19 protein-coding genes are annotated in these 20377 nt (G+C 41.5%); 10 read left to right on the forward strand and 9 right to left on the reverse strand.

Going from position 1 to position 20377, the window contains the following annotated elements; all coding sequences use genetic code 11:
• Positions 1-90: 90 nt before the first annotated feature.
• Both IGI84_RS02840 and IGI84_RS02845 read right to left on the reverse strand, forming a co-directional pair.
• Positions 91-1560, reverse strand: coding sequence for a PH domain-containing protein (locus IGI84_RS02840; protein WP_430600713.1), 1470 nt, complete (start codon positions 1558-1560; stop codon positions 91-93).
• Positions 1550-2041, reverse strand: coding sequence for a PH domain-containing protein (locus IGI84_RS02845; protein ID WP_430600714.1), 492 nt, complete (start codon positions 2039-2041; stop codon positions 1550-1552). The genes IGI84_RS02840 and IGI84_RS02845 overlap by 11 nt, the downstream gene beginning before the upstream one ends.
• Positions 2042-3062: 1021 nt before the next feature.
• On the opposite strand from IGI84_RS02845, the gene IGI84_RS02850 reads away from it, so the two are divergent.
• A complete protein-coding gene (locus tag IGI84_RS02850; protein ID WP_430600715.1) occupies positions 3063-3905 on the forward strand; it encodes a class I SAM-dependent methyltransferase in 843 nt (280 codons plus the stop codon).
• A 120-nt stretch (positions 3906-4025) separates the two neighbouring features.
• Here IGI84_RS02850 and IGI84_RS02855 read toward each other — a convergent pair whose 3' ends face one another.
• From IGI84_RS02855 to IGI84_RS02865, 3 genes are all read right to left on the reverse strand, one after another.
• Positions 4026-4487 (reverse strand): GNAT family N-acetyltransferase, encoded by a 462-nt coding sequence (locus IGI84_RS02855; protein ID WP_081119013.1) that lies wholly within the window; start codon positions 4485-4487, stop codon positions 4026-4028.
• A gap of 98 nt (positions 4488-4585) precedes the next feature.
• On the reverse strand, positions 4586-5095 hold the full coding sequence (locus IGI84_RS02860) for a helicase (protein WP_430600952.1): 510 nt from the start codon (positions 5093-5095) through the stop codon (positions 4586-4588).
• A 50-nt stretch (positions 5096-5145) separates the two neighbouring features.
• Positions 5146-6054, reverse strand: coding sequence for a helix-turn-helix transcriptional regulator (locus IGI84_RS02865; RefSeq protein WP_430600716.1), 909 nt, complete (start codon positions 6052-6054; stop codon positions 5146-5148).
• A gap of 93 nt (positions 6055-6147) precedes the next feature.
• Here IGI84_RS02865 and IGI84_RS02870 point away from each other — a divergent pair, with 93 nt between their 5' ends.
• The 5 genes from IGI84_RS02870 (at position 6148) to IGI84_RS02890 (ending at position 11994) form a co-directional block, all read left to right on the forward strand.
• Complete coding sequence (locus IGI84_RS02870) at positions 6148-6576, forward strand: effector binding domain-containing protein (RefSeq protein WP_430600718.1); 429 nt, start codon at positions 6148-6150, stop codon at positions 6574-6576.
• A gap of 15 nt (positions 6577-6591) precedes the next feature.
• Positions 6592-7104 carry a ClbS/DfsB family four-helix bundle protein gene (locus IGI84_RS02875; protein ID WP_430600719.1) on the forward strand — a complete coding sequence of 171 codons (513 nt, stop codon included), beginning with the start codon at positions 6592-6594 and terminating at the stop codon, positions 7102-7104.
• A gap of 274 nt (positions 7105-7378) precedes the next feature.
• Positions 7379-8110: a class I SAM-dependent methyltransferase gene (locus IGI84_RS02880; RefSeq protein WP_288308460.1), complete on the forward strand. Its 732-nt coding sequence runs from the start codon at positions 7379-7381 to the stop codon at positions 8108-8110.
• 364 nt (positions 8111-8474) lie between these two features.
• On the forward strand, positions 8475-10838 hold the full coding sequence (locus IGI84_RS02885; RefSeq protein ID WP_430600720.1) for an HAD-IC family P-type ATPase: 2364 nt from the start codon (positions 8475-8477) through the stop codon (positions 10836-10838).
• Between the two features lie 229 nt (positions 10839-11067).
• Complete coding sequence (locus tag IGI84_RS02890) at positions 11068-11994, forward strand: LacI family DNA-binding transcriptional regulator (RefSeq protein WP_200126231.1); 927 nt, start codon at positions 11068-11070, stop codon at positions 11992-11994.
• Between the two features lie 424 nt (positions 11995-12418).
• Here IGI84_RS02890 and IGI84_RS02895 read toward each other — a convergent pair whose 3' ends face one another.
• Complete coding sequence (locus tag IGI84_RS02895) at positions 12419-12607, reverse strand: hypothetical protein (protein ID WP_081119023.1); 189 nt, start codon at positions 12605-12607, stop codon at positions 12419-12421.
• A gap of 925 nt (positions 12608-13532) precedes the next feature.
• Between IGI84_RS02895 and IGI84_RS02900 the strand changes: the two genes are divergently transcribed.
• The 4 genes from IGI84_RS02900 to IGI84_RS02915 all read left to right on the forward strand — a co-directional run bounded on the left by IGI84_RS02900 (position 13533) and on the right by IGI84_RS02915 (position 16595).
• On the forward strand, positions 13533-14057 hold the full coding sequence (locus tag IGI84_RS02900) for a hypothetical protein (protein WP_430600722.1): 525 nt from the start codon (positions 13533-13535) through the stop codon (positions 14055-14057).
• A gap of 242 nt (positions 14058-14299) precedes the next feature.
• Positions 14300-15607, forward strand: coding sequence for a DUF3440 domain-containing protein (locus IGI84_RS02905; RefSeq protein ID WP_081119025.1), 1308 nt, complete (start codon positions 14300-14302; stop codon positions 15605-15607).
• A 36-nt stretch (positions 15608-15643) separates the two neighbouring features.
• Positions 15644-16135 carry a hypothetical protein gene (locus IGI84_RS02910; protein ID WP_077453647.1) on the forward strand — a complete coding sequence of 164 codons (492 nt, stop codon included), beginning with the start codon at positions 15644-15646 and terminating at the stop codon, positions 16133-16135.
• On the forward strand, positions 16062-16595 hold the full coding sequence (locus IGI84_RS02915; protein WP_077453646.1) for an IbrB-like domain-containing protein: 534 nt from the start codon (positions 16062-16064) through the stop codon (positions 16593-16595). The genes IGI84_RS02910 and IGI84_RS02915 overlap by 74 nt, the downstream gene beginning before the upstream one ends.
• Before the next feature lie 37 nt (positions 16596-16632).
• Here IGI84_RS02915 and IGI84_RS02920 read toward each other — a convergent pair whose 3' ends face one another.
• The 3 genes from IGI84_RS02920 to IGI84_RS02930 all read right to left on the reverse strand — a co-directional run bounded on the left by IGI84_RS02920 (position 16633) and on the right by IGI84_RS02930 (position 20083).
• A complete protein-coding gene (locus IGI84_RS02920) occupies positions 16633-16785 on the reverse strand; it encodes a hypothetical protein (RefSeq protein WP_175632043.1) in 153 nt (50 codons plus the stop codon).
• A gap of 500 nt (positions 16786-17285) precedes the next feature.
• The gene (locus tag IGI84_RS02925; protein ID WP_081119028.1) at positions 17286-18152 is read right to left on the reverse strand and encodes a LysR family transcriptional regulator; all 867 of its coding nucleotides are present in this window, start codon (positions 18150-18152) and stop codon (positions 17286-17288) included.
• Between the two features lie 419 nt (positions 18153-18571).
• Positions 18572-20083 (reverse strand): helix-turn-helix domain-containing protein, encoded by a 1512-nt coding sequence (locus IGI84_RS02930; protein ID WP_430600724.1) that lies wholly within the window; start codon positions 20081-20083, stop codon positions 18572-18574.
• Positions 20084-20377 lie beyond the last annotated feature (294 nt).

Here is a 20377-nt window from a genome sequence, read left to right on the forward strand (position 1 = left end):
TTGATGCTTCCTTTTCATTCCTTTCGGATCTTGTAAAAAAAGCGTCAAACAGCGCGTCAGTCATGCTGTTTGACGCTTTTTTTGTGTGAACTAAGACAAAAACCAGCGCCGTAACTTTTCTGCTTCGGTTAATGGAAAGTAGAATAGCTTACTTTCGGTGAGAGTATCTTCGGTTTTGATGGTCAGCTGTGACTTGCCAAGCCCTTTTTTGTGCTGCCAATACGTGGTGGTGACGGTGAAATCTTGGATTTTATTTTTCTTCAGATAAGCGGTCACCTTCGTAAGACCGCGAATCGTTTGGCACAACAAGACGTGATTGTCTAAAAATTGATAGCCTTGTATTTTGCCCCGCCAAATACTTGATAACACGAAGGAGCCAAAGAACACGAAGAAAATCAGCGCTAACCACCAGAAAAAGAAGGCGGAGATTCCTACAGCAAGCAGTCCGATCAGCAGCGGCCAACGGCAAAAGTACCAAAAGTTGGGTCGCGGATTTTTCACTAGAGCGGTTTGTTGAAACGACCATTCAGGTAAAAAGCGGGCCAATGTTTCGGTCAGCTGCGCCTCTTTCAAAATGGGGAACAGATAGACCGTATCATCGCTTTCTGAAGAACTGCCAGCAGCCAGCAGTAACTTGACGGAGCTTAGATGAAAGATTCGGCGATAAAGATTTTGTTCGACACTTAGCCCTTGGATCCTAGCGAGGGGAATCGTTTGGTGTCGTTTAGAAAACAAGCCTTGCGTGATCAGCAGCTGTTGCTGGTTCGTTTCCACCGTAAAACCATAATAACGGAAAAGATTTCTAGCGATCGCAAGGAAGAAAAACAAAATCAGCAGCCCCAGCAAAAGCGCAGCACCTAATAAAAGGCCGAGTTGTTGCAATTCCGATGCATAGGCAAAGAGATTGGGAATGTTGTCGATCACGTTGTAGCCGATAACTAGAACCAAGGTAAAAACAGAAAAATCAGTGATAGAAAACAAGAAAATCTCCTTGAATTTCAAAGTGAATGTTTCTAACGGCGGATTTGCTGTTTCCTCACCCGAAAAAATAGTAGCGTAATCGTGGGTTGTTTCTTCTCCACTAACTGCTTGGGTAGTCGGCTGTTGTGGTGTCGCAGCCGCTTTTTTTGACGCTTTGATGGAGGCAATGAGAGCCAGCGGCAATGCAGGGAAAAGAATTTCGGCTTCGCCATTCGAACTTGCGGCGCTTTCCAACTTCACTTCAGCTAGTTTAAACGGACGTAAATAAAAGTAATGATTCTCTTGAATCGTTTGGATGCGTTCAAACGGCAAAATCGTTTGCTTTTGGATAAAGAGTCCTTTGTTGACTAGTACACTCGTTTGGTCGATTCGAAAGGTAAAGCGGGTGTAAGACAGTACCGCAAAAATCAGACAGACCAGTAAAAATAGCAGAATACCGCCCAGAATCATCGGAAAAGAAGGGGCGTCGTTGAATAATTTGAATACAAGCAGAAACGCTAGTACCAGAAAATTTTTGCAATTTTTAAACCAGTAAAGGCCAATGCACAGCAACGGCAGTCGTTGTTTTTCATAGATCATCTTTGACCACCTCGACTAAAGTCATAATGGTTTCTCGCAAGCGTTCGGCTTGCGCCACTGGTAGGCCTTCAATGGTGTGGTTGGTGGCAGCCGTATGGATCTGCAAGGAGACTAAGGAGTATTTTCGCAAAAAGATCCCTTGGTCTGTTTCGATATGCTGGATTCGGCGGATCGGAATATACGTGGTGCTGCGGAATAGATAGCCGTGTTGAATGGCGATATCATTTTCTTGGATCTCGTAGCGATGGAATTTGTAACGGTAGCTCATCAGCACAAAAGAAAGCAGATGGCTGATCAAAGTCAGCGCCAATAAGCTTGACCAAAGGGTGATCACCCAGAAATGCAGCCAGTTTTGCGTGGCTAGAAACCAGAAAGAAGCAGCGAAAAGCAGGCTGAAAATAATCAGTGACGTAATCCTTCGCAACCGCCAAACACGAATGATGGTTTGAGGCATTTGTTCATTTAATAAGGGATAATTCAAGGGAGACATCCTCTCTACATAGAAATAAATAGGGTTACCCACAAATATAGTGGAGATAGAAGAAAAAAACAAGGTCAGGAATTAAAAATAGTTAATTGTGATTTAAATGTTGTTGCGAATAGGTACAAAAAAGAAAAAGCCGCGTTTGGCTAACCAATGAGCATGAGTTTGTTCGTCATGAAAAAAAGCGACCTTACTATTGACTCTCCCTCAAGAGGAGACAGTATGCGTTAGTAGAAAGGGGCGATTGCTATGGAAAATGATTGAGGTTGCTGGGCTGTCAAAAGAAATCAATGGACGCAAAACAATTGATCAACTGACCTTTTTGGTAGTGGAATACCGCTGGTCGTACTATTTTTGACCAATAGGATTGGTGGAGATAAAGTGAGGAGGGGCTGTTTCTTATACATCCCAAGATAGTGATTTGACCTTCAGGCCAGATAGAAGAAGTACTAGAAGCAGTTTGTACGGTCCATAATGGAGCCTATGCTGCAGTTATCCAGTTTGTTGAAAACAACGGCTATCGAATCAAAGTGCCTTTTCGTGAAAGCTATATTGATGGCATTTGGAATAAAGAAAGTGAAGAGGAAGGGCTGACTGAGATCCAGCTTCCTGTTGAAAAAATCAGCAGGCGACAGTAAGCAGAGACGTAGTTTGATGCAGTTTTTTTGTTAGGCAAGGTGTGAATTGCAGTAAGAACTTCTTTTATCGAAGGAAAGCAGGCGATTCCCATTGACAAATCGACTAGCGCCTTCTAAACTAAAGGCAGAAAAACAAGAGAAAAAGGTGATGGCTCCGGCCTATCTGCTGTTATTCCTTCGTTAACAGGGGTAGGACTGGAAAAGAGTAAATAAAATCAATTTCATAGGCAAAAAATTGACTGCATGCAGTTTTATTTGAAGTGCCTATCATTGATTTTATTTTACTCTTCGCTTTTTGATCTTCATCGTTTGAAGGTTGACCGCAGAGTGAAATCTGCGGTCTTTTTTGTTTTTCAATTATTTTGAAAGGGGAAAAGAAGATGTACCAAAAATTGAGAAAAGCAATCGAGCGGCCACCGCTCTATAAAAAAATGGCAGAGGCGTTTTGGGACGATGCGTATATTTCCAAGCAAATGTTAAAGGCTCATTTGGATCCTGATTTTGAGGGAGCGAGTAGAAAGGTTGACTTTATCGACGAATCCGTTCGATGGATCAGTCGCCTTGTGCCGCCAGAAAAACAGACGCAACTTCTTGATATCGGTTGTGGGCCAGGGATCTATGCGGAAAAATTTGCAGCGCTGGGCTATGAAGTGACAGGCGTTGATTACTCCAGACGGTCCATCGCCTATGCGAGAGATTCCGCGAGTAAGCGGCAATTAAATATTACCTATCTATTTGATAATTATTTGGAGATGGCGTTACCTCAGCAATTTGATTTTATTACCTTGATTTATTGCGACTATGGTGCCTTAAACCCAGAGGAACGCAAACTACTGCTAAAAAATGTGCTGGCGCATCTAAAACCGGGTGGCAAATTTTTGTTCGATGTATTTACGATTGCACAGTTTTTAACGCTTAATGAAGAGCAGACCTGGGAAAGTCACGAATCAGAAGGGTTTTGGCGGGGGGAGCCCCATCTTGTGCTGAATCAACGATGGAAATATCCTGATCACGTCTTGCTGGAGCAAACAACGATTTTAGCAGAAGATGAGGTCATAAATTATTATTTATGGACGACCTATTTTACAAAAGATGCATTGATAAAAGAAGCTAGGGTTGCCGGTTTTGATATTTGTGAGATATTCGGTGATGTCAAAGGCAGTCCTTATAGCGAAGAAGGCTCGACAATGGCGATGCTACTGAAAAAACCATTCCCTATCTGAAAGAGTGGTTTTCTGTAAATAGAAAAAAGAAACGACGATTTTCTGTCGTTTCTTTTTGTTTGGCTCCGGCACTGATCAATCAATTTTTTTGTTCTAATGATCGGGCCTATTCAACACCACTCATTCAGCGAAACGTCGAACCATCGTAATATCTGTTTCCAGATAGCCCATTTTTTTGTATAGCTGATACGCAGATTGATTATGAGCAAAAACGTGCAAGCCGATCTCAGTGATGCCTTGCTGGACCGCCCACTTTTCCAAAGCCTGTAAGGCTTTGGAACCATAGCCTTTTCCTCGCTGGTCTTCCTCGATAATAAAGTCATAGATGAAGGCTTTCTGGGCAGCTGTGTTGACCCAAATCACTCCGATCGGTTCACTAAAATCAGCTGGTAATAAGGAAAACAAGTGATTGTTCTCGGTAGCAGGTCCTTGAGGAAGCAAAGAAGCAAAACTCTCTTTGGCTAGGGTGAGAGCCTCGTCTTTGGCCCATGTGCCTGCTTGGACTTTGTCATTGGCGTATTCTAAAACAGCATTGGTTAAGTAAGCAGCATAGTCGCTGTCTTTCATTGGGATTAAGTTCATCTGTTTCTCCTTTTGTCCTTTTGGATTCTCCCTATCTTGCAGAATGATTGCAGTAAGGGGAAATGGGGACGTTTGATTGGTAACTATTTGTTTCCCCTTCAGTTGAAGGTCTCTGACAACGGGTCTCGTCGTTTAAACAAAAACAGGTCATCCTGTGCAAACTGGTAGAGTCCATCGCAAGTATAGCCTCGCAACCAGTCACAACCATTGATGCGGCGAATGTAGAATCCTTTGGGGAAATCGTCGGTTTTCTCCAAAGGCATAGAAGCGATCGTGATTGCGGCAGCTGGCGCTTTTCCTTGGGATTTCAGTCCGGTGCTATTTGCCAGTTGATGATAACTGAGGCGAAAGTGTAAGGCCATTTCCAAGGTACAATCGGTCAGTCCATAAGAAGGTGCAGCTGCAAAAATCTCCGTCAAAGCCCCACCTTGTGTGAGTCCCAGTTCTTTAAGGGAAACAATCACACAAGTAGTACGCTGTTTATCGGCACTAAGGGAGAGGTGGGGATGGCGCAAGAGCTGGTTGGCATACGCGTTTAAGTGAATCTGCTGTTCTTCCAACTGCTGGCAAAGGCGGGCTAGCGAAACCCCGCCATAGTCTACGATCACTTCTTTCAAATCAAACACTCCTTTCAACTAGGGATCCTTTTCTTAAAAAATCAGTTCGCACCCTCGTTCTCAGACAAGTTGGCATAAATCGCAGCAACTTCTTCTTGGTAACGATTCTTTAATCGAGGGGGACTTAAAATGCGTAGGCTTTTCCCAAAGGATAACAAATAGGGCACCACCCAGCTTTCCTCGGGTAAATCAACGGTTACCACAGCAGTGCCTTCCTCCGTCAAAGTAATATCCTGATGATCGAACTCATCATATACCCGATAAAGAACGTCGGCTTGAAAGAATAGACGAGCAGGATAGGTGGTAACAGTCAATTCAATGGCAGAATCAGGCGCAGTGACCGGAAAAAAATGCTGGTCAGTGACGTGGACCTGACTCATGCGGCTGATTTTAAATGTCCGAAAGGCATTCTTTTGCTGGTCGAAGGCTTGCAGATACCATGCTTGCGAGCGAAAAAGCAATTTATAAGGCTGGCAGATGCGTTTTTGCAGTCCCTGTTTACTGATATAGTCAAAGGTGATCACGTGGTTTGTTAAAATACTCTTTTTTAATAAATCAAACGTGTCGTTGCCGTTTTCTCGCCGATGCCAAGTGGAAAAATCCACTTCTAGCCAATCAGCATCGGGCTGTTTAAACAAGGATTGCAGTTTTGCCAGCGATTGCCCACTGATCTGTGGCGTCAGCTGGCGAATCCCTTTCAACGCCAAAAGCAGGTTTTTCCGTTCTTCCTCTGATAATAACACTTTATCCAACACAAAACTGCTTAACAAATAAACGCCGCCATTTCGACCCGTTTCGGTATAGATGGGCACGCCAATACTGCTTAGGGTATTGATATCTCTGGTGATGGTGCGAGTCGAGACTTCAAATTGTTTGGCTAATTCAGAAGTGGTTGCTTTTTCATGATTCAACAGGTGGTAGATAAGGCCGAATAGGCGTGTCGTGCTCACTTGGTTTACTCCTTTTATAAAAAGATGATAAAACACTGACACAAGGTGTCTAGGTTTCTATCGTATCATAAAGACAAAGAAGGAGGAACTCCAATGAAATTTTCGATAATGGCAACGGAAAGAACCAATAATTTTACTGATCCAGCGATTCAAGCAAAAATCACTGGCTTATGGGAGAAAAACAGCGAGGCGGTCAAGAAAGCCGCAGAAAAAGGAACGGTCATCGCTTGCGTTTACCACGAGTATGAGTCAAACTATCAAGGAGACTATGCCGTTTCGCTTTGTTTCGAAGAAACGGAGCAAGCAGACTTTGATACAGAAAAATATACTTGGAAAAAGTATCCGATCGATCGGCGCGATGCGCAGGGCATTTTGACCACTTGGCGTCAAATCTGGTCTGAGGAAGAAAACCAGCAGCTGCAGCGCAAGTATTCCTTTGATTTTGAACAATATGCGCCAGACGGCGAAGTAACGATTTTTATCGCCATTGTTGAAAGCGACAAAGAGCAGCTATTTTCCTGAATAGGAGGACAAACAATGAGACAATATGAAAGCAAAGCAGCGCTGATCCAAGAGATTACAGAACGTTACCAAAAATTTCGCCAAGAATTTGATGAAATTCCTGAAGCCTTGCGAAATCAACGGATAGCAAGTGTCGACAAGACCCCTTCAGAAAACTTGTCTTACCAAATCGGCTGGGTCAGTTTGTTATTGTCATGGGAAGCACAGGAACAGCAAGGGATGAGCGTTCACACACCTGCTGAAGGGTACAAATGGAACAACCTTGGCGGATTGTATCAATCTTTTTATCAGACATACGGCAGTTTGACCTTAGCACAGCAGCAAGAGCTCTTAGACCAAAAAGTGACGGCCCTTTGCCAGTGGATCGAAGGCTTATCCGATCAGGAATTGTTTGAAGCAGGGCAACGGGATTGGGCAACCACCAAAGCACAGTGGCCAGTCTATAAATGGATCCATATCAATACAGTAGCGCCGTTTACCAATTTCAGAACGAAAATCCGAAAATGGAAAAAAGAAGCACTGTATTGATCAACAGAGAAATGAATGAATCGAACAGGAAAATCACACCCTTTTTATAGTGTGATTTTTTGCTGTACATAAAAAAACGGTTCATTGAGAAACAATGGCAAAGAAGCGCCAGCGGCTTGCTATCAATTGTGAGAGACTGAAAATCGTGCTATGATGGCGTTAATCAGAGCAAGGAGGAAAAAGCAGATGTGTGGTGGCATTATTTCCCAAAAAATTGCCTAAGCCCATGTAGATCAAGACCAGCAAAAAATGATTTACATGGGAGGAATAAATGATGAAAGAAAACAAATATGATGACCAAACGTTTTTTACGAAATACAGTGAAATGACTCGTTCGCAAAAAGGCCTGCAAGGAGCTGGGGAATGGCAGACGCTAGAAAAAATGTTGCCTGATTTCGAAAAAAAGCAGGTACTTGATTTAGGCTGCGGGTATGGATGGCATTGCCAATATGCTGTAGACCATGGAGCGGCAGCAGTACTAGGAACTGACATTTCTCAACGGATGCTCGAGGAGGCCAAGAAAAGGCACCCTGATCCGAAAATAACGTATCAATGTGTCGCAATGGAAGAAGTGACACTTCCTCCAGCCTCAATAGACGTTGTTTTAAGTTCATTGGCGTTTCACTATGTGGCAACGTTCGAAACATTGATCAAAAGTATATCGGTCTGGCTGAAACCTGGTGGTGTGCTGGTATTTTCGGTGGAGCATCCGGTTTATACGGCGGAAGGATCGCAAGATTGGCAGTATGATAGGCAGGGGGAAATCCAGCATTTTCCAGTCGATCATTACTATTATGAAGGCAAGCGGCAAGCGCGATTTTTAGGTGAAACAGTGACGAAATACCATCGTACTCTGACAACCTATTTAATGACCTTATTGCAAAACGGCTTTATTTTAGAAAAGGTGATCGAGCCACAACCACCAGAAGAATTACTGGAAGTACCGGGAATGAAAGACGAAATGCGCCGACCAATGATGCTGCTAATAGCTGCTAGAAAAAGCTAACTTAAAGAATTGTTAAACAGTTGTTCTGTGAAGATCAGCTGTTTTTTTGTTTTGTGTCATCGCAAGAAACCACCTGGAAAGCCTATGATAGCTTATTGTCTAGTCAGTTCAGGTTAAGGAATAAACTGTTATTTTAATTCCTAAAGTGACGCGAAGGTGACAAAAATGAAACGCCAATTCGTAAAAGGGTATGCTATATTTTAGACAGCACTTGTTTTTTTACGAAAAAAAGCCGGCAGTCGATGGCGTATCTTACGCAATCGCCGCCAATCTGTTTTATAAAAAACGCAAAACCATTCCCAAGTCCGATGCAAGTTTGCTGAATATTCAGCAAAATAAAAGTAAATGACTAAGAATAGAAAGGGTGAGGATCATCAAAAACAACCAAACCATTGGCTTGACGTCAGGAGAAGTCAAGGCGCGGGTGCAGCGCGGTCAAGTCAATAAGACAAAAAAGGATACGACGAATACGTACCCGAAAATCCTTTTTACCAATATCTTTACCTTTTTCAATTTGATCAACTGTGTCCTATTCTTTCTCGTCTGTTTGACGGGTTCTTATCAAAACGGGTTGTTCGTCTTTGTTGTCTTCAGCAATGTGATTATCAATCTCTTTCAAGAAGTTCGTTCTAAACGAACCCTGGATAAGCTGGCACTGCTAAAAGTGGCAAAAGCGGATGTCTATCGAGATGGCAAGCTGGAGAATTTGCCGATCCACAAACTCGTAATGGATGATGTGTTACGACTGAAAAGCGGGGACCAAGTGCCGACGGATGCCAAAGTCATTCAAGGGTCTTTAGAAGTCAATGAATCCTTGCTGACTGGTGAAATGGATACGATCCACAAACAGCCGGCAGACGAGTTGTTTTCTGGTAGTTTTATCACTGCTGGCGAAGCGTTATGCCAAGTGATCCACGTAGGCGCTGACAACTATATCGCAAAAATCAACAAAGAAGCCAAAACTATCAAACGACAAAAATACTTGATCCAAGGCAGTTTAAACAAAATCATTCGTTGGATCAGTCTGATTTTGGTGCCGCTATGTACTCTCTTGTTCGTCAAGCAGTTCTATTTCTCTCATGCAACTTTTAACACCGCCATCTTACGGACGGTGGCGGCAGCTGTGGGGATGTTCCCCGAAGGTTTGTTTTTATTAACGAGTGTCACATTGACCATCAGTGCTGTCTATCTGGCGCGCAAAAAAGTGATGGTGCAGGAATTGAACTGTATTGATGCCTTAGCACGGGTCGATGTGCTTTGCTTAGATAAAACCGGTACGATCACCGAAGGCAAGATGACGGTGGAAAAGACGATTTCCTTTCAATCGGACACACCGCTGGCAGAAATCACCGGTAACTTAATGGCGCAGCTACCCGATCAGAACCCAACGGCAATGGCGCTGCGAACCTTTTTCCCCAAAAAAACGACGTACCAGATGCAGCAAGTCGTTCCCTTTTCATCTGACCGCAAATTCAGTTGTGTCACGTTTGAAGGGCAAGGCACTTATTTCATCGGAGCTGCGTCGATTTTACTAGGAACCAACCATGAAGCTGTCTTAAAACAGGAAAGGCAGCTGGCAGAAGAAGGCTACCGAGTGATCGTTTTGGCTCACAGTACGCAAGGCTATGAGGAGGCAGGACTGCCGACAGATATTGAACCGCTGGGCTTTTATTTGCTGTCAGACACGATTCGGGAAGATGCCAAAGAAACCTTGGAGTATTTTCGTTCACAGGCAATCCAATGCAAGATCATCTCTGGCGATGATCCAGTGACAGTCAGTCAAATCGCGAAAAAAGTCAATCTACCAGGGGCAGCTGATTTTATCGATGTGTCAAAATTAACAGCGACCGAATTAAAAGAAGCTGTCAGCAACTATCAGATTTTTGGTCGAGTGACGCCTCAGCAAAAGAAAGAAATGGTGCTCTACTTGAAAGAACAAGGGCATACTGTCGCGATGACTGGCGATGGCGTCAACGATGTTTTGGCACTAAAAGAAGCCGACTGCTCCATCGCGATGGCTTCTGGTGTTGATGCTGCGCGTCAAGTGTCAAATCTGGTGCTTTTGGAAAATCAATTTGATGCTTTGCCATCAGTCATGGATGAAGGTCGCCGAGTGATCAATAACATTACTCGCTCTGGTTCATTGGTACTAGTGCAAGTCTTATTCTCCATCATGATCACTATGGGGACGTTGCTATCAGGAACGACGTATCCTTTTGAGCCGATCCAATTAACGATCATCAATGCCTGCTTTGTCGGCATTCCGACCTTCTTTTTAAACTTTGAACCAGACTTCAATCGGATCAAAGGGGACTTTATGACGACGATTTTCAAAAATGCTTTTCCAACAGCCTTGTCGATTACGGTAGGAACTTTGCTGATCATCAACTTTGGCTATTGGTTCAACAGCAGCAGTAAAGCTCTATCGATCATGAGCATTATTTTTACTGCTTGGAACTATCGCTTGATCCAGAAAAAAGTCTATCCAGCGATCAACAGCTATCGAACGATGATTTTTTTCAGCACTCAGATCTTGTACTTTGCTGCTTTGATCGTCGGTCGCGACCTCTTTAACCTAGGCAATACTAGCTATCTCAACCTCATTCTCTTGATTGCCTTGTTGAATTTTTCCGCCTACATGCAACGCTTTGCGGATAAGGGCATCGAGCTGCTGATGCGAAGATATACGAAGAAACGTAAAAGCTTGTCAAAAGAAATGATTCAGTAAATGGTAGGAAAAACTGATTGCTTAAGCAGCTCTTATAGCGTGCTAGGCAGTCAGTTTTTGTTTTTAAATAAATTTTTATTTAAAAGGAGTTTGTCTCTTGCTATGAAACTCGTTTCATACCTTACAATCAACCAAGGGACCTTTTCAGAAAATTTGTCGAAAGTGGTACAACTAATTTTCTATGGTAAACTTAGGTCACTAGCAAAACAATCAGATAGGAATGAAAGAAATGGCAACGATTCGCGATATAGCGAAAATTACTGGTTTTTCGATCACGACAGTTTCTCGTGTGATCAATGGCCATCCTTATGTTGATGAGCAAAAGCGAGCAGCGATTTTGGCGGTGATGGAAGAGCTGGATTACAAACCGAATAAAATCGCCCAAAAACTTAGCTCGGGGAAAACCTATAATATTGGAGTCATCGTACCGTTTGTCAATCACGCCTTCTTTGATGGGATCTTAAATGGCATTATGGAAGAAGCCTTTGCCCAAAAATACAAAGTGACGTTATTGCCGACCAATTTTGATCGGAAATTGGAATTAGAGTATCTAGAAGAATTCGCTGCAAAGGGATTTGATGGCTTGATCGTCATCACTCGGGCAAATCATATCGAGACGTTTTATCCCTACATGGAAAAAGGACCGATTGTTTTTTGTGAAAATTCGACCGGTACTGCCGTTCCTTTCGTTGCGATCGATTTGGTCGGCTCTGTGACAGCCAGTATCAATTATTTGAAGGAACAAGGCGTAAAACGCTTGGGGTTGACGTTAGGGCGCAGCAAACGCCTCAGCTGCAATTCAGTCAACACCATCGCAAAAGCCAAGGAGCTGTTTCCTAATTTTTCTGAAGCAGATATTTATTGGGATTGCATCAAAGCACAAGATGGAATTCCCGCAGCCGCCTTTTTTAAGGAACGAGGAATCGATGGGGTGATCACAAATGGGGACGAGATCGCAGCGATGATCTTAAATCAATACCCTCACGGGACAGCACCCATCGTGATTGGACAAGAAAACCTCCTCATCAGTCAAATGCTGCACTTTCCTTCCGTTGAATTTCATCTGGATCGGTGTGGGAAAGAGGCGTTTCGCTTGTTTCGAGAAAGAAAACAAGAGCAGATTATTCTGCCATATGAACTTATCATTCGTGAATAATCATTGTTATAAAAATAGAACAAAAAGAGAACACCATTTTTATCGTGTCGTGTTCTTTCTTGTTATGAAAGGAAGACTGAGTAAGTGGAAATGAGACAGGAAAGAAAAAATCAATTTTGAATGCTTGCTTTTCACAGAGTAAAGGGCTACCATTGGTCTGTGGCTTTTTCGCCACAAAAATAGGAAACGTATCAGACAAGAGTACTTGGGGAAGATTCTCTTGGGGGAAGCCTGATACGTTTCCTTTTGTTCATTCTAACACTATTTATATATAAAGTAGAGAGATATTGAGTAGATAAATAAAAATACTAATGTAATTGATGAATAGGAAAAAGCCAATCATTCAAAAGGCGAATTTTAGATCGTTTTCCTATAACATGTTGGAGGGCAAATGGCTCCCCATGTTTTGGTTAATAAAAGAGAATCAACTAACTAATTGTGTTGTACCAACAAGAAAATTACATAGCTTGGCAACACCAGTTTCAGCTGTTTCTTTGATTAGAACAGTTGCAGTATTTTCGTAAACATGAATCACACTAACTTCTTGTAAACCGGTAAAGCCAATAACATTTGCCTGATAGTTTTGACCAGGGAACACTTGGTATTTTTCCATGTTTTTATCTCCTTCATTAATCTTATTTCAAAAGAATAATAATTAAAATTTAAGAAAAAGTAAAGTGAAACGATTTTTCATTCAAAAATACAGTCCTTTGGCGTTTGTTTCGAGCAGATTCAAGCTTTTTCTGCAATTTTCCATTATTTTTTTCAATAAATATGCGGTGAATTGTTGAACATTATTCAAGAAAATATACCTTTTATTTAAGGAGTGTTCACAGATTTTAGCTAAACGAAAGGGCGAGAGCAGCAGCTGAATTGTTTGTTTTGTGACGGTTTGGGGCTTATAATAAAGATAGGAAGAAGGATCGGCGTCACCACTTCCTAAATCAATTGAAAAGGGCGTGCAAGTTATGGAAAACGTATACCGAAATAACTTTGTCAAAAGAACTGTTCAACTGATGTTTGCACCAAAAAAAATCAGAAAGCGTCCGCCAGAACAATGGATCAAAATGCCTACCAGCCGAGGTATTCGGAGAAAGGACGCGTGATCCAGCATCTCGCAACTATGCGTGAAATAGTCTTTAAAGAGAAAAGAAACGCAGGAAGTTCCGAAGACGGGACTTCCTTTTTTATGTCATTGAAATAGGGTGCTTATCGAAAAAGCAGTTGTCAACACGTTCTCTTGTGGAGGACCACTTTCGGAAGAGGATACAAAAGGAAGCTTGCGAGAGCCCAATAGACGAACGAAAGAAATCAATAGATGTGTTAGTGGATAAAGAATCAAGATGGTTCTTCCTAACTGTTTTTCCAAAAAGAATGATATTCGAAAAGACGTTAGTCTATCTGTATGAGCAGAATTGATGATTGATGTAAGAAGAGGGAATCCAAAAGCCACTTTTTTCATACTTGAATTCTGTTAAAATACATATAGAGGTTCAAACCTGAAAAATAATCTGATAATTTTTAAAGAAGGTGAAAGCATGGACTACCAAGAAATCGCGCGTCATTTCCAGACAACATCCTTTGATCCCCAACCGTTTGTGCAAACGGCGATCGATGATCGAAAGGTAAGGGAGAAACTAGTGGAGAATGTCGTTGATGGTCAAAACCATATCAATGAGTATTTTAATAGTTATTTGATCATTAAAGAAGTAGCCATTAAAAACCCTGAGTTGATTTATGATGAGTGGGAACGGATCTGGGCGTTGCATACCCATAAAAACTCCTATCATCGGTGGATCGCCCACGATTTGATCACGCAACTTCTGGTGATCGATCATGAAAACAAGTTTGAAGCAATCAAGCAAGAATATGTACTACTGCCTAAAGAAGAAAAAATTAGCAATTTCTTGAAGATGATTGAAAATATCAAGGAAGCCAGTCGACACAAAGACCTTCAGCATGAAAAGAAACGCTTGCTTACGGATCAAGTATGGCTTTCAAACTTCAATGAAAAACAAATGAAGCGTATTGATAAAGTCCTCCAAACTCTTTTGACCGAATGAATCAAGAAAAGCAATTGAACTTGTTTCAGAAGGGGGGCTTGCTGTTTTCCCCCACTTTTTTTCTTGATTACTGGGAATAGTCGGGAGGAATGAGGAGCATGCTGCAATGATAGTTACCAATTAGTTGCATGTATCGCATGCAAAATCTCCCTTAAGTCCTTGTAAGAAGCCAAGTGAAACTTTATACTAGAATGTAATACTTATTCAAAAAAAGGACAAATAAAATGAGGACATGAGCTTTTATGAAGAAATATTGTAAGGAAAATGTGCTGGAAGCGGCGATGAATCGTCTGGAATATATTTTTGATACGTTTCCCCATGTGTACTTTTCGTTCAGTGGCGGAAAAGACAGTGGTGCTATGATCCAGTTGGCCGATCAAGTCGCCCGACAAAAAAAGAAAACCTTCGATCTGCTGATTTTAGATATAGAGGCAAATTATGATGCTACACGAGTATTCATGGAAAAAATCAAAGCGTTACCAAGTATCAATCAAACTTACCATTTTTGCTTACCCTTTTACGAGGACAACAATACCAGCGTATTTCAGCCACAATGGCTGATGTGGGATGAACAAGAACGGGAGAAGTGGGTACAGCCAATGCCAAAAGATGCGATTTCACTTGGTGATTTAGATGAATCATTGATGGAGATTTATCAGAGTGCAAATATGAATCCTGATAAGTTCTTGCGAAACTTTGCTCATTGGTACGCAAGTCACCATGGCTTTGAGCCCGTTGCTTGCGGTGTAGGTATTCGGACACAAGAAAGTCTGTATCGGTATCGATCAATCACATCGCCAAAGTATAACTTTCGGAAGCAATGCTGGATCAAACGGCAAGTAGCAGATTCAATGGTCGTCAATTTTTACCCCATCTATGATTGGAAGACCGAAGATGTGTGGGGAGCCTATGCTCGTTTTGACTGGCCGATCAATGGCTTTTATGAAAAGTTGTATGATCATGGTGTTCCGATCCATCAAATGCGGATCTGTCAGCCTTACGGCATGCAGCAACGAAAAGGCTTGTACCAATATGCTTTGGTGGAACCGGAAACGTGGGAGCGCGTCGTAAATCGTGTGTCAGGAGCCAATTTTGGTCGCTTGTATGCCCAGACAGGATTGCTGGCGCATTACAATACGAGAAAACCCAGTCATATGACTTGGCAAGAGTATGCGGTCTTTTTACTGGAATCAATTGGACTTTATTCAAAGAAATTACAGGATCATTATTATCGCAAAATCACGATTTTGATTGATCATTATCGAGAGAAGCACGGAATCGAAGTGGAAGACATTCCCGATGTGACCAAACGTAAGGAGTGGCTAAAAAACGAAGTACTCTGGCATGACTGGAAAGGGATCGCTCGTGCGTTAGAAAAAAATGATTTTTCCTTGAGCACGCGACAATACAGTTTGACGAAAAAAGATGAGTCTGAATTGTATGAGTTGGCGGTGGATTTTGGGGCGGCGTTGGGGATCGAGCATTTACCCAAGTATCAGTTGAAAAAATTGAATGCCAAATACGAGTATCTAACGAAAAAAATCACCTAACGATGGACGAATGGGTCCGTAGAGAGGAAGGGTTTTGTGAACGAACGATTGGTTTTATTTTTTCCACCGTATAAGAAAAGCCAATTCTATCAATTGATGGGAGCTTTCTTTGCAGAGCGAGTGTATCAGCAACAATTTCCGTACTTAGTCAATGATGAGAACTGTTACTGGTACGTGATTCTTGATGATGAAAAACGAGTGACCGCTTTTTCTTATTATGAAAAAGGCGCCAACAAAGTGGAGCTAGGAGAATTTTATGAAAAAGATCCAGCTGCTCAATTTAAAAAGTTTCTTTTACGGAAAATGTTGGTGGATATCACCCGCAACTACCCAGAAGCAGAGATTCTCGCTTCTACTAATCAGCCTAGTGAAATTGCCCTTTTGGAGTCAAAAGGGTTTGCGGTCTATCGACAAACAAAAAATTATTCATTTCTAAAAAGGAGTGTAGTCCCTCATGAGCGATATCGATTTTCCAGTGTTAGCGGCGAAGCTGATCCCAGTCAACAAGATTCACGCGAATACGTATAATCCCAACACCGTGGCTGCTCCAGAAATGGATTTGTTGGAACTGTCGATTCGAGAAGATGGCTTTACGCAACCATTGGTTTGCTACCACGATAAAGAGCAAGACCAGTATATTTTGATTGACGGGTTTCATCGGTATATCGTAGCAAAAGAGCGCTTGGCGTTGCCAAGCGTTCCGGTCACGGTGATCGATAAGCCTTTTGAGAATCGCATTGCTTCAACGATTCGTCACAATCGGGCCCGCGGTACCCATGGCATCGAGAAGATGGGAAATATCGTGCAGCAATTGGTCGCTAATGACTGGACGGATGAACGAATTGCCAAGGAATTAGGGATGGATCGCGAAGAAGTTTTCCGCTTTAAACAACGCTCAGGATTAAAAAGCGCCTTTTCCAACCATGAATTCAGCAAGTCTTGGATTGAGTTTGAAAAAAGATATTACAAAGGAAAAAAAGAAACCTAGAAGAGCAAAAAAGCTATCTATGGAAGATAGCAATTGATCAATAATTTTTTTTGAATTTTGTATAGGTGTTTTTTACAACGATCACGATCAGATTGACCACCATCGACAAACAAAGTGTCCCTAAGAGAATGGCTAGGATCACACCTAATGTGTCTCTTAGAAAGCTGAAGATCGCTTCAACGATAAACATGGTTTTCTCCTCCTTTTCTCAGCGTCTATCTTTTCAGACAATTGCAAAAATAGGCTCGTTGTGCAATAGCTACCTGCTACTGAAAAATACAGTCGAGCGGTTTACACGTCCAGCATTTTTGTTCATTGTGTCTTTCCGAAGTAGAGTATACTTTGGAAAGGACAAAAGAGAGTTTCTGTTTTTTACAATCGGTGAAAAATTCTGAAATTTAAGAGTAGCCTTTCTTTTCAGATTCTTATCAATGGTATGAATAATCGTATCAATTTGTATAAAAAAAGTAAAATGATAACACAGATTAGAATTGAGAAAAAGCTATGATTTCATCATTTTATGAGAGTCAGAAATATCCAAAACCTTGCTGTACAACGTCTTTGATTCCATTAGACATTGTACAGCTTGTTTCTTTTCTACAGTGTTGATCCTTTCAAAATAACTACACTTGATTCAATAAAAAGCAAACGTGCATAAAAAGTCAATAATACATAATCTCCTTTAGATAACTAGAGCAAACGTTTTTTTAATTCAAAGACAAATTCTTTTGTAATACTGGGAGAATGCATTAGGGATTTTTTTGAAAGCAATCCGATCGACATACGTGTATTTGCTAAAGGATTCGCTAAGATTTTTATTCCAGCGCGGGTCTGATCAACGATAGAGCGAGGCACTAAACTGCAATAACCAGTTTGTTCGATCAAGTAAGGAATCGTACTGATATTGTTGACATATTCCCAATGGATCGATGGCACGCAACTGGCAAGATAGCTTTCAACTTTTTTATGTGCTAGGCTGTCATCGTTAAAACGATAGAAGTGGCAGCCTTCGAAATCAGCTAGTTTATTGATCGTTAACGGGTTGTGGATCGATGTGATGCAGCAAAGCTCTTCTTGGAACAATTCTTCGTAAACAAAATTCCCCTCGTGAGGAAGTGAGCATAGTGCGACATCAATACGATTTTCTTTTACTGCCTTGGCTAATTCCATGGTGGTTCCCACAAGAATCTCGAATTTCACTTTTGGGTATTGCTGAGCAAACATATGGAGCAGTTCTGGCAAAATGGAAATGTCATAGGGCTGAACGATCCCCATCCGTATAGATGAGTCGATCGTACTTGAAGCGTTGTGCAACTGTTCTTTTACCTGCTCCCATTGGGCGATCAGTCCAGGGACTTCCTGCTTCAACAATTCGCCTTCCAATGTTAGTACATTGCTTTTCCCTTCTAAAAATAACGCCACTTCTAACTCTGTTTCTAACTTTTTGATATGATTGGTAACCGTTGATTGGGCATAGTTTAGTTTGGCAGCAGCCTTCGTAAAAGTCCCTTCTTCGACGATCGTTTTAAAGGATTGCAGCTCTTTGATAAAATCCACATTTGTTCCCCTTTCTTTTCTCAAATTATACAAAAAAAGGAAAGTGAAATAATTTCTTTTTTTTATCGTAAATCAAAAAAATAGATATAAAAGTTCTTTCAAATATGTGTAGTATTCAGGGGTAAGTCTTTTTATTTTTGGTGACCGTTACTATAACGAATCCTAGAAATAAGTGAGAGGTTGTTTCCATTAAAAAAGGCAGGCGATGGAACCAGCGACTACTTAGATGGCTTCTAGTGATGAGATACCAGGAGCGACACATCGATAAGTTACTGATACAAAGGAATGTGAGGAACCGGGTTTTTGCTTTTCCTGTAGGTAAAACGCAAGCGAAGAGGGGGCAGCAGCACTTGCTTCTTGAACTTCCAAATGAAAGAAGGAAACTGGCGGCTGGCTTTAGTAAAGCGCCGTCAGTTTCCTTACGGTAAATAATCGGGGATGATCTTTGGCTGAACCAATTGTTCAATCGTTTTATGAATGATCATCCAGTCAGATAGACTTGGTACATTCGAAATTCGCAATTGCTGAAAGTGGGGATTACTTTTCAAGTGTAAGTCAAAATTGCTGACGATCAAATCAATTTCCTGATGGATCAATTCATGGGTATCAGGAGTCACTTCGAAAAAGTAACTGACTTCAGTCTGATCATTTTTGAATAGCTCCGCTGATGCGGCTAAGAAAGCATCCAATCCAGCGCCACCTTGAAAAGCAAAGGCCACTTTACGTTGTTTTTTTAGCGGAGTACTAGGTGCCAGTTCGCTTAATAAGGTCAATGTGACTGCGATATGCTCCAAGTGAGTAAAGGAGAAGAAGGCGCTTTGGTCATTGAATTGTTTCAACCACTTATTCCAAGCGAGGTACTCTGTCTTAAAGGTCGATTCAACAAAGGTTTTGATTTGTGGATCAGCAAATTCATAATTGGCAGAAATCATCGATAACAAGCGGAGGTTCACTAGATAAGAGATGATTTTCTGAGAGACTGCAGAGGAAATAGGCTGTTGGCCTTTTTTTAAAAACAGACCAATTTCCGCAATGATTTCCGGTTTTTCTGTATGGTGAAAAATATATTTGGCTGCATCTTCTTCAGTAACATCCAATGTACTATAAGACAGACAGTGGAGTGTAGTGAGGAAGAGCCAAAGTAGTTCTTGTTTTGGTAAGTGAATGATCCGGTATTTTTTTAAATAATACTCGATCAATACGTGCGAGAAAATGCTAAAGCGTTCTTTTTCCAATAGGTTACGCTCTAAAGAAGGCGGCAAGTTCAAAAAGTAAGAATAGCGCCATCTGCGTTTGGCGATACTTAACCACAGGGCCAGTCGATAATGACTGTAATGTAACTCTTTCTTGTTGGCTTCCTTGGCTTTTTGGACCAGAAGACGTGCATCTGCCGGGCTATCTTTATCTAAAATCGTGCTGTCACCATAAGCGGAGAAAAAGACAAACAGACAAAAACGAATATCGGCTTCAGTACCAATAAAGTCAAGTTGATTCGTAGCGATCGTCACAGAATAGGTTTGTAAAGACTTGTTCATGTAGCTGATGGTTCGCAACAAGTGACTACGAGAATAGCCAAATTCGATCGTTGCTCGATGAATGGAGTATTTTTTGTTATCAATGATACTCGACATGATTTTAAACTCGAGTGTTTCCATACTTAAAAGCTGAATCGCTAAATTGATTGAGGCATTTGGTGCATACTTGATTGAAACGATGTTACTTTCAGAAAAGTTGATTTTAATCAGTTCTTCTGGCAAGCTATCGCTTAAAACATTGAGTTCTTTCGTGATTGTCGGCATAGATAGACCCAGCAAGGTTGCCAATTCTTGTGGATGATAACCGGTTGGTGCTGCATTTAGCATCTGTAAAATTTTTACTTGACGGGAAAATGACTTGTCTCGATGCAAATTGATTGATAAATTTTCTAACATTGATATCACCACCTCTTTTAAAATCTTATGGAAGCAATCAGTGCCGAATGTAAATTACGTTGGTTTTAAGTAGATTATATAATACTCTACGTCAATCAAGAAGCTTTATCCTTTGAAACTTAATAGAACCAGATGTAACAAGCGCTACTTATACGTAAATCACCCTTCAATTAACGAATAAATGCCCTTCGAAAAGAACGGTGCCTGTTTCGGTGCATCTTAGCTTAGGTTCGGGAGAGGACAAATAATCGGAAGTTCTTCTAGAAAAGAGAGCAAAAGAAAAAGCAATGAAGA

This window comes from Enterococcus sp. DIV0008 (genome assembly GCF_050542615.1).
In the GTDB taxonomy this organism is placed as follows: domain Bacteria; phylum Bacillota; class Bacilli; order Lactobacillales; family Enterococcaceae; genus Enterococcus_D; species Enterococcus_D innesii.

Bases quoted from the DNA above. Each gene is read 5' to 3' on its own strand.
- IGI84_RS02930 (WP_430600724.1), bottom strand. From the start codon at position 20,083: ATGTTAGAAAATTTATCAATCAATTTGCATCGAGACAAGTCATTTTCC.
- IGI84_RS02870 (WP_430600718.1), top strand. From the start codon at position 6,148: ATGAAATTTTCGATAATGGCAACGGAAAGAACCAATAATTTTACTGAT.
- IGI84_RS02855 (WP_081119013.1), bottom strand. From the start codon at position 4,487: ATGAACTTAATCCCAATGAAAGACAGCGACTATGCTGCTTACTTAACC.
- IGI84_RS02895 (WP_081119023.1), bottom strand. From the start codon at position 12,607: ATGGAAAAATACCAAGTGTTCCCTGGTCAAAACTATCAGGCAAATGTT.
- IGI84_RS02850 (WP_430600715.1), top strand. From the start codon at position 3,063: ATGTACCAAAAATTGAGAAAAGCAATCGAGCGGCCACCGCTCTATAAA.
- IGI84_RS02905 (WP_081119025.1), top strand. From the start codon at position 14,300: ATGAAGAAATATTGTAAGGAAAATGTGCTGGAAGCGGCGATGAATCGT.
- IGI84_RS02840 (WP_430600713.1), bottom strand. From the start codon at position 1,560: ATGATCTATGAAAAACAACGACTGCCGTTGCTGTGCATTGGCCTTTAC.
- IGI84_RS02875 (WP_430600719.1), top strand. From the start codon at position 6,592: ATGAGACAATATGAAAGCAAAGCAGCGCTGATCCAAGAGATTACAGAA.
- IGI84_RS02880 (WP_288308460.1), top strand. From the start codon at position 7,379: ATGAAAGAAAACAAATATGATGACCAAACGTTTTTTACGAAATACAGT.
- IGI84_RS02920 (WP_175632043.1), bottom strand. From the start codon at position 16,785: ATGTTTATCGTTGAAGCGATCTTCAGCTTTCTAAGAGACACATTAGGT.
- IGI84_RS02900 (WP_430600722.1), top strand. From the start codon at position 13,533: ATGGACTACCAAGAAATCGCGCGTCATTTCCAGACAACATCCTTTGAT.
- IGI84_RS02890 (WP_200126231.1), top strand. From the start codon at position 11,068: ATGGCAACGATTCGCGATATAGCGAAAATTACTGGTTTTTCGATCACG.
- IGI84_RS02915 (WP_077453646.1), top strand. From the start codon at position 16,062: ATGAGCGATATCGATTTTCCAGTGTTAGCGGCGAAGCTGATCCCAGTC.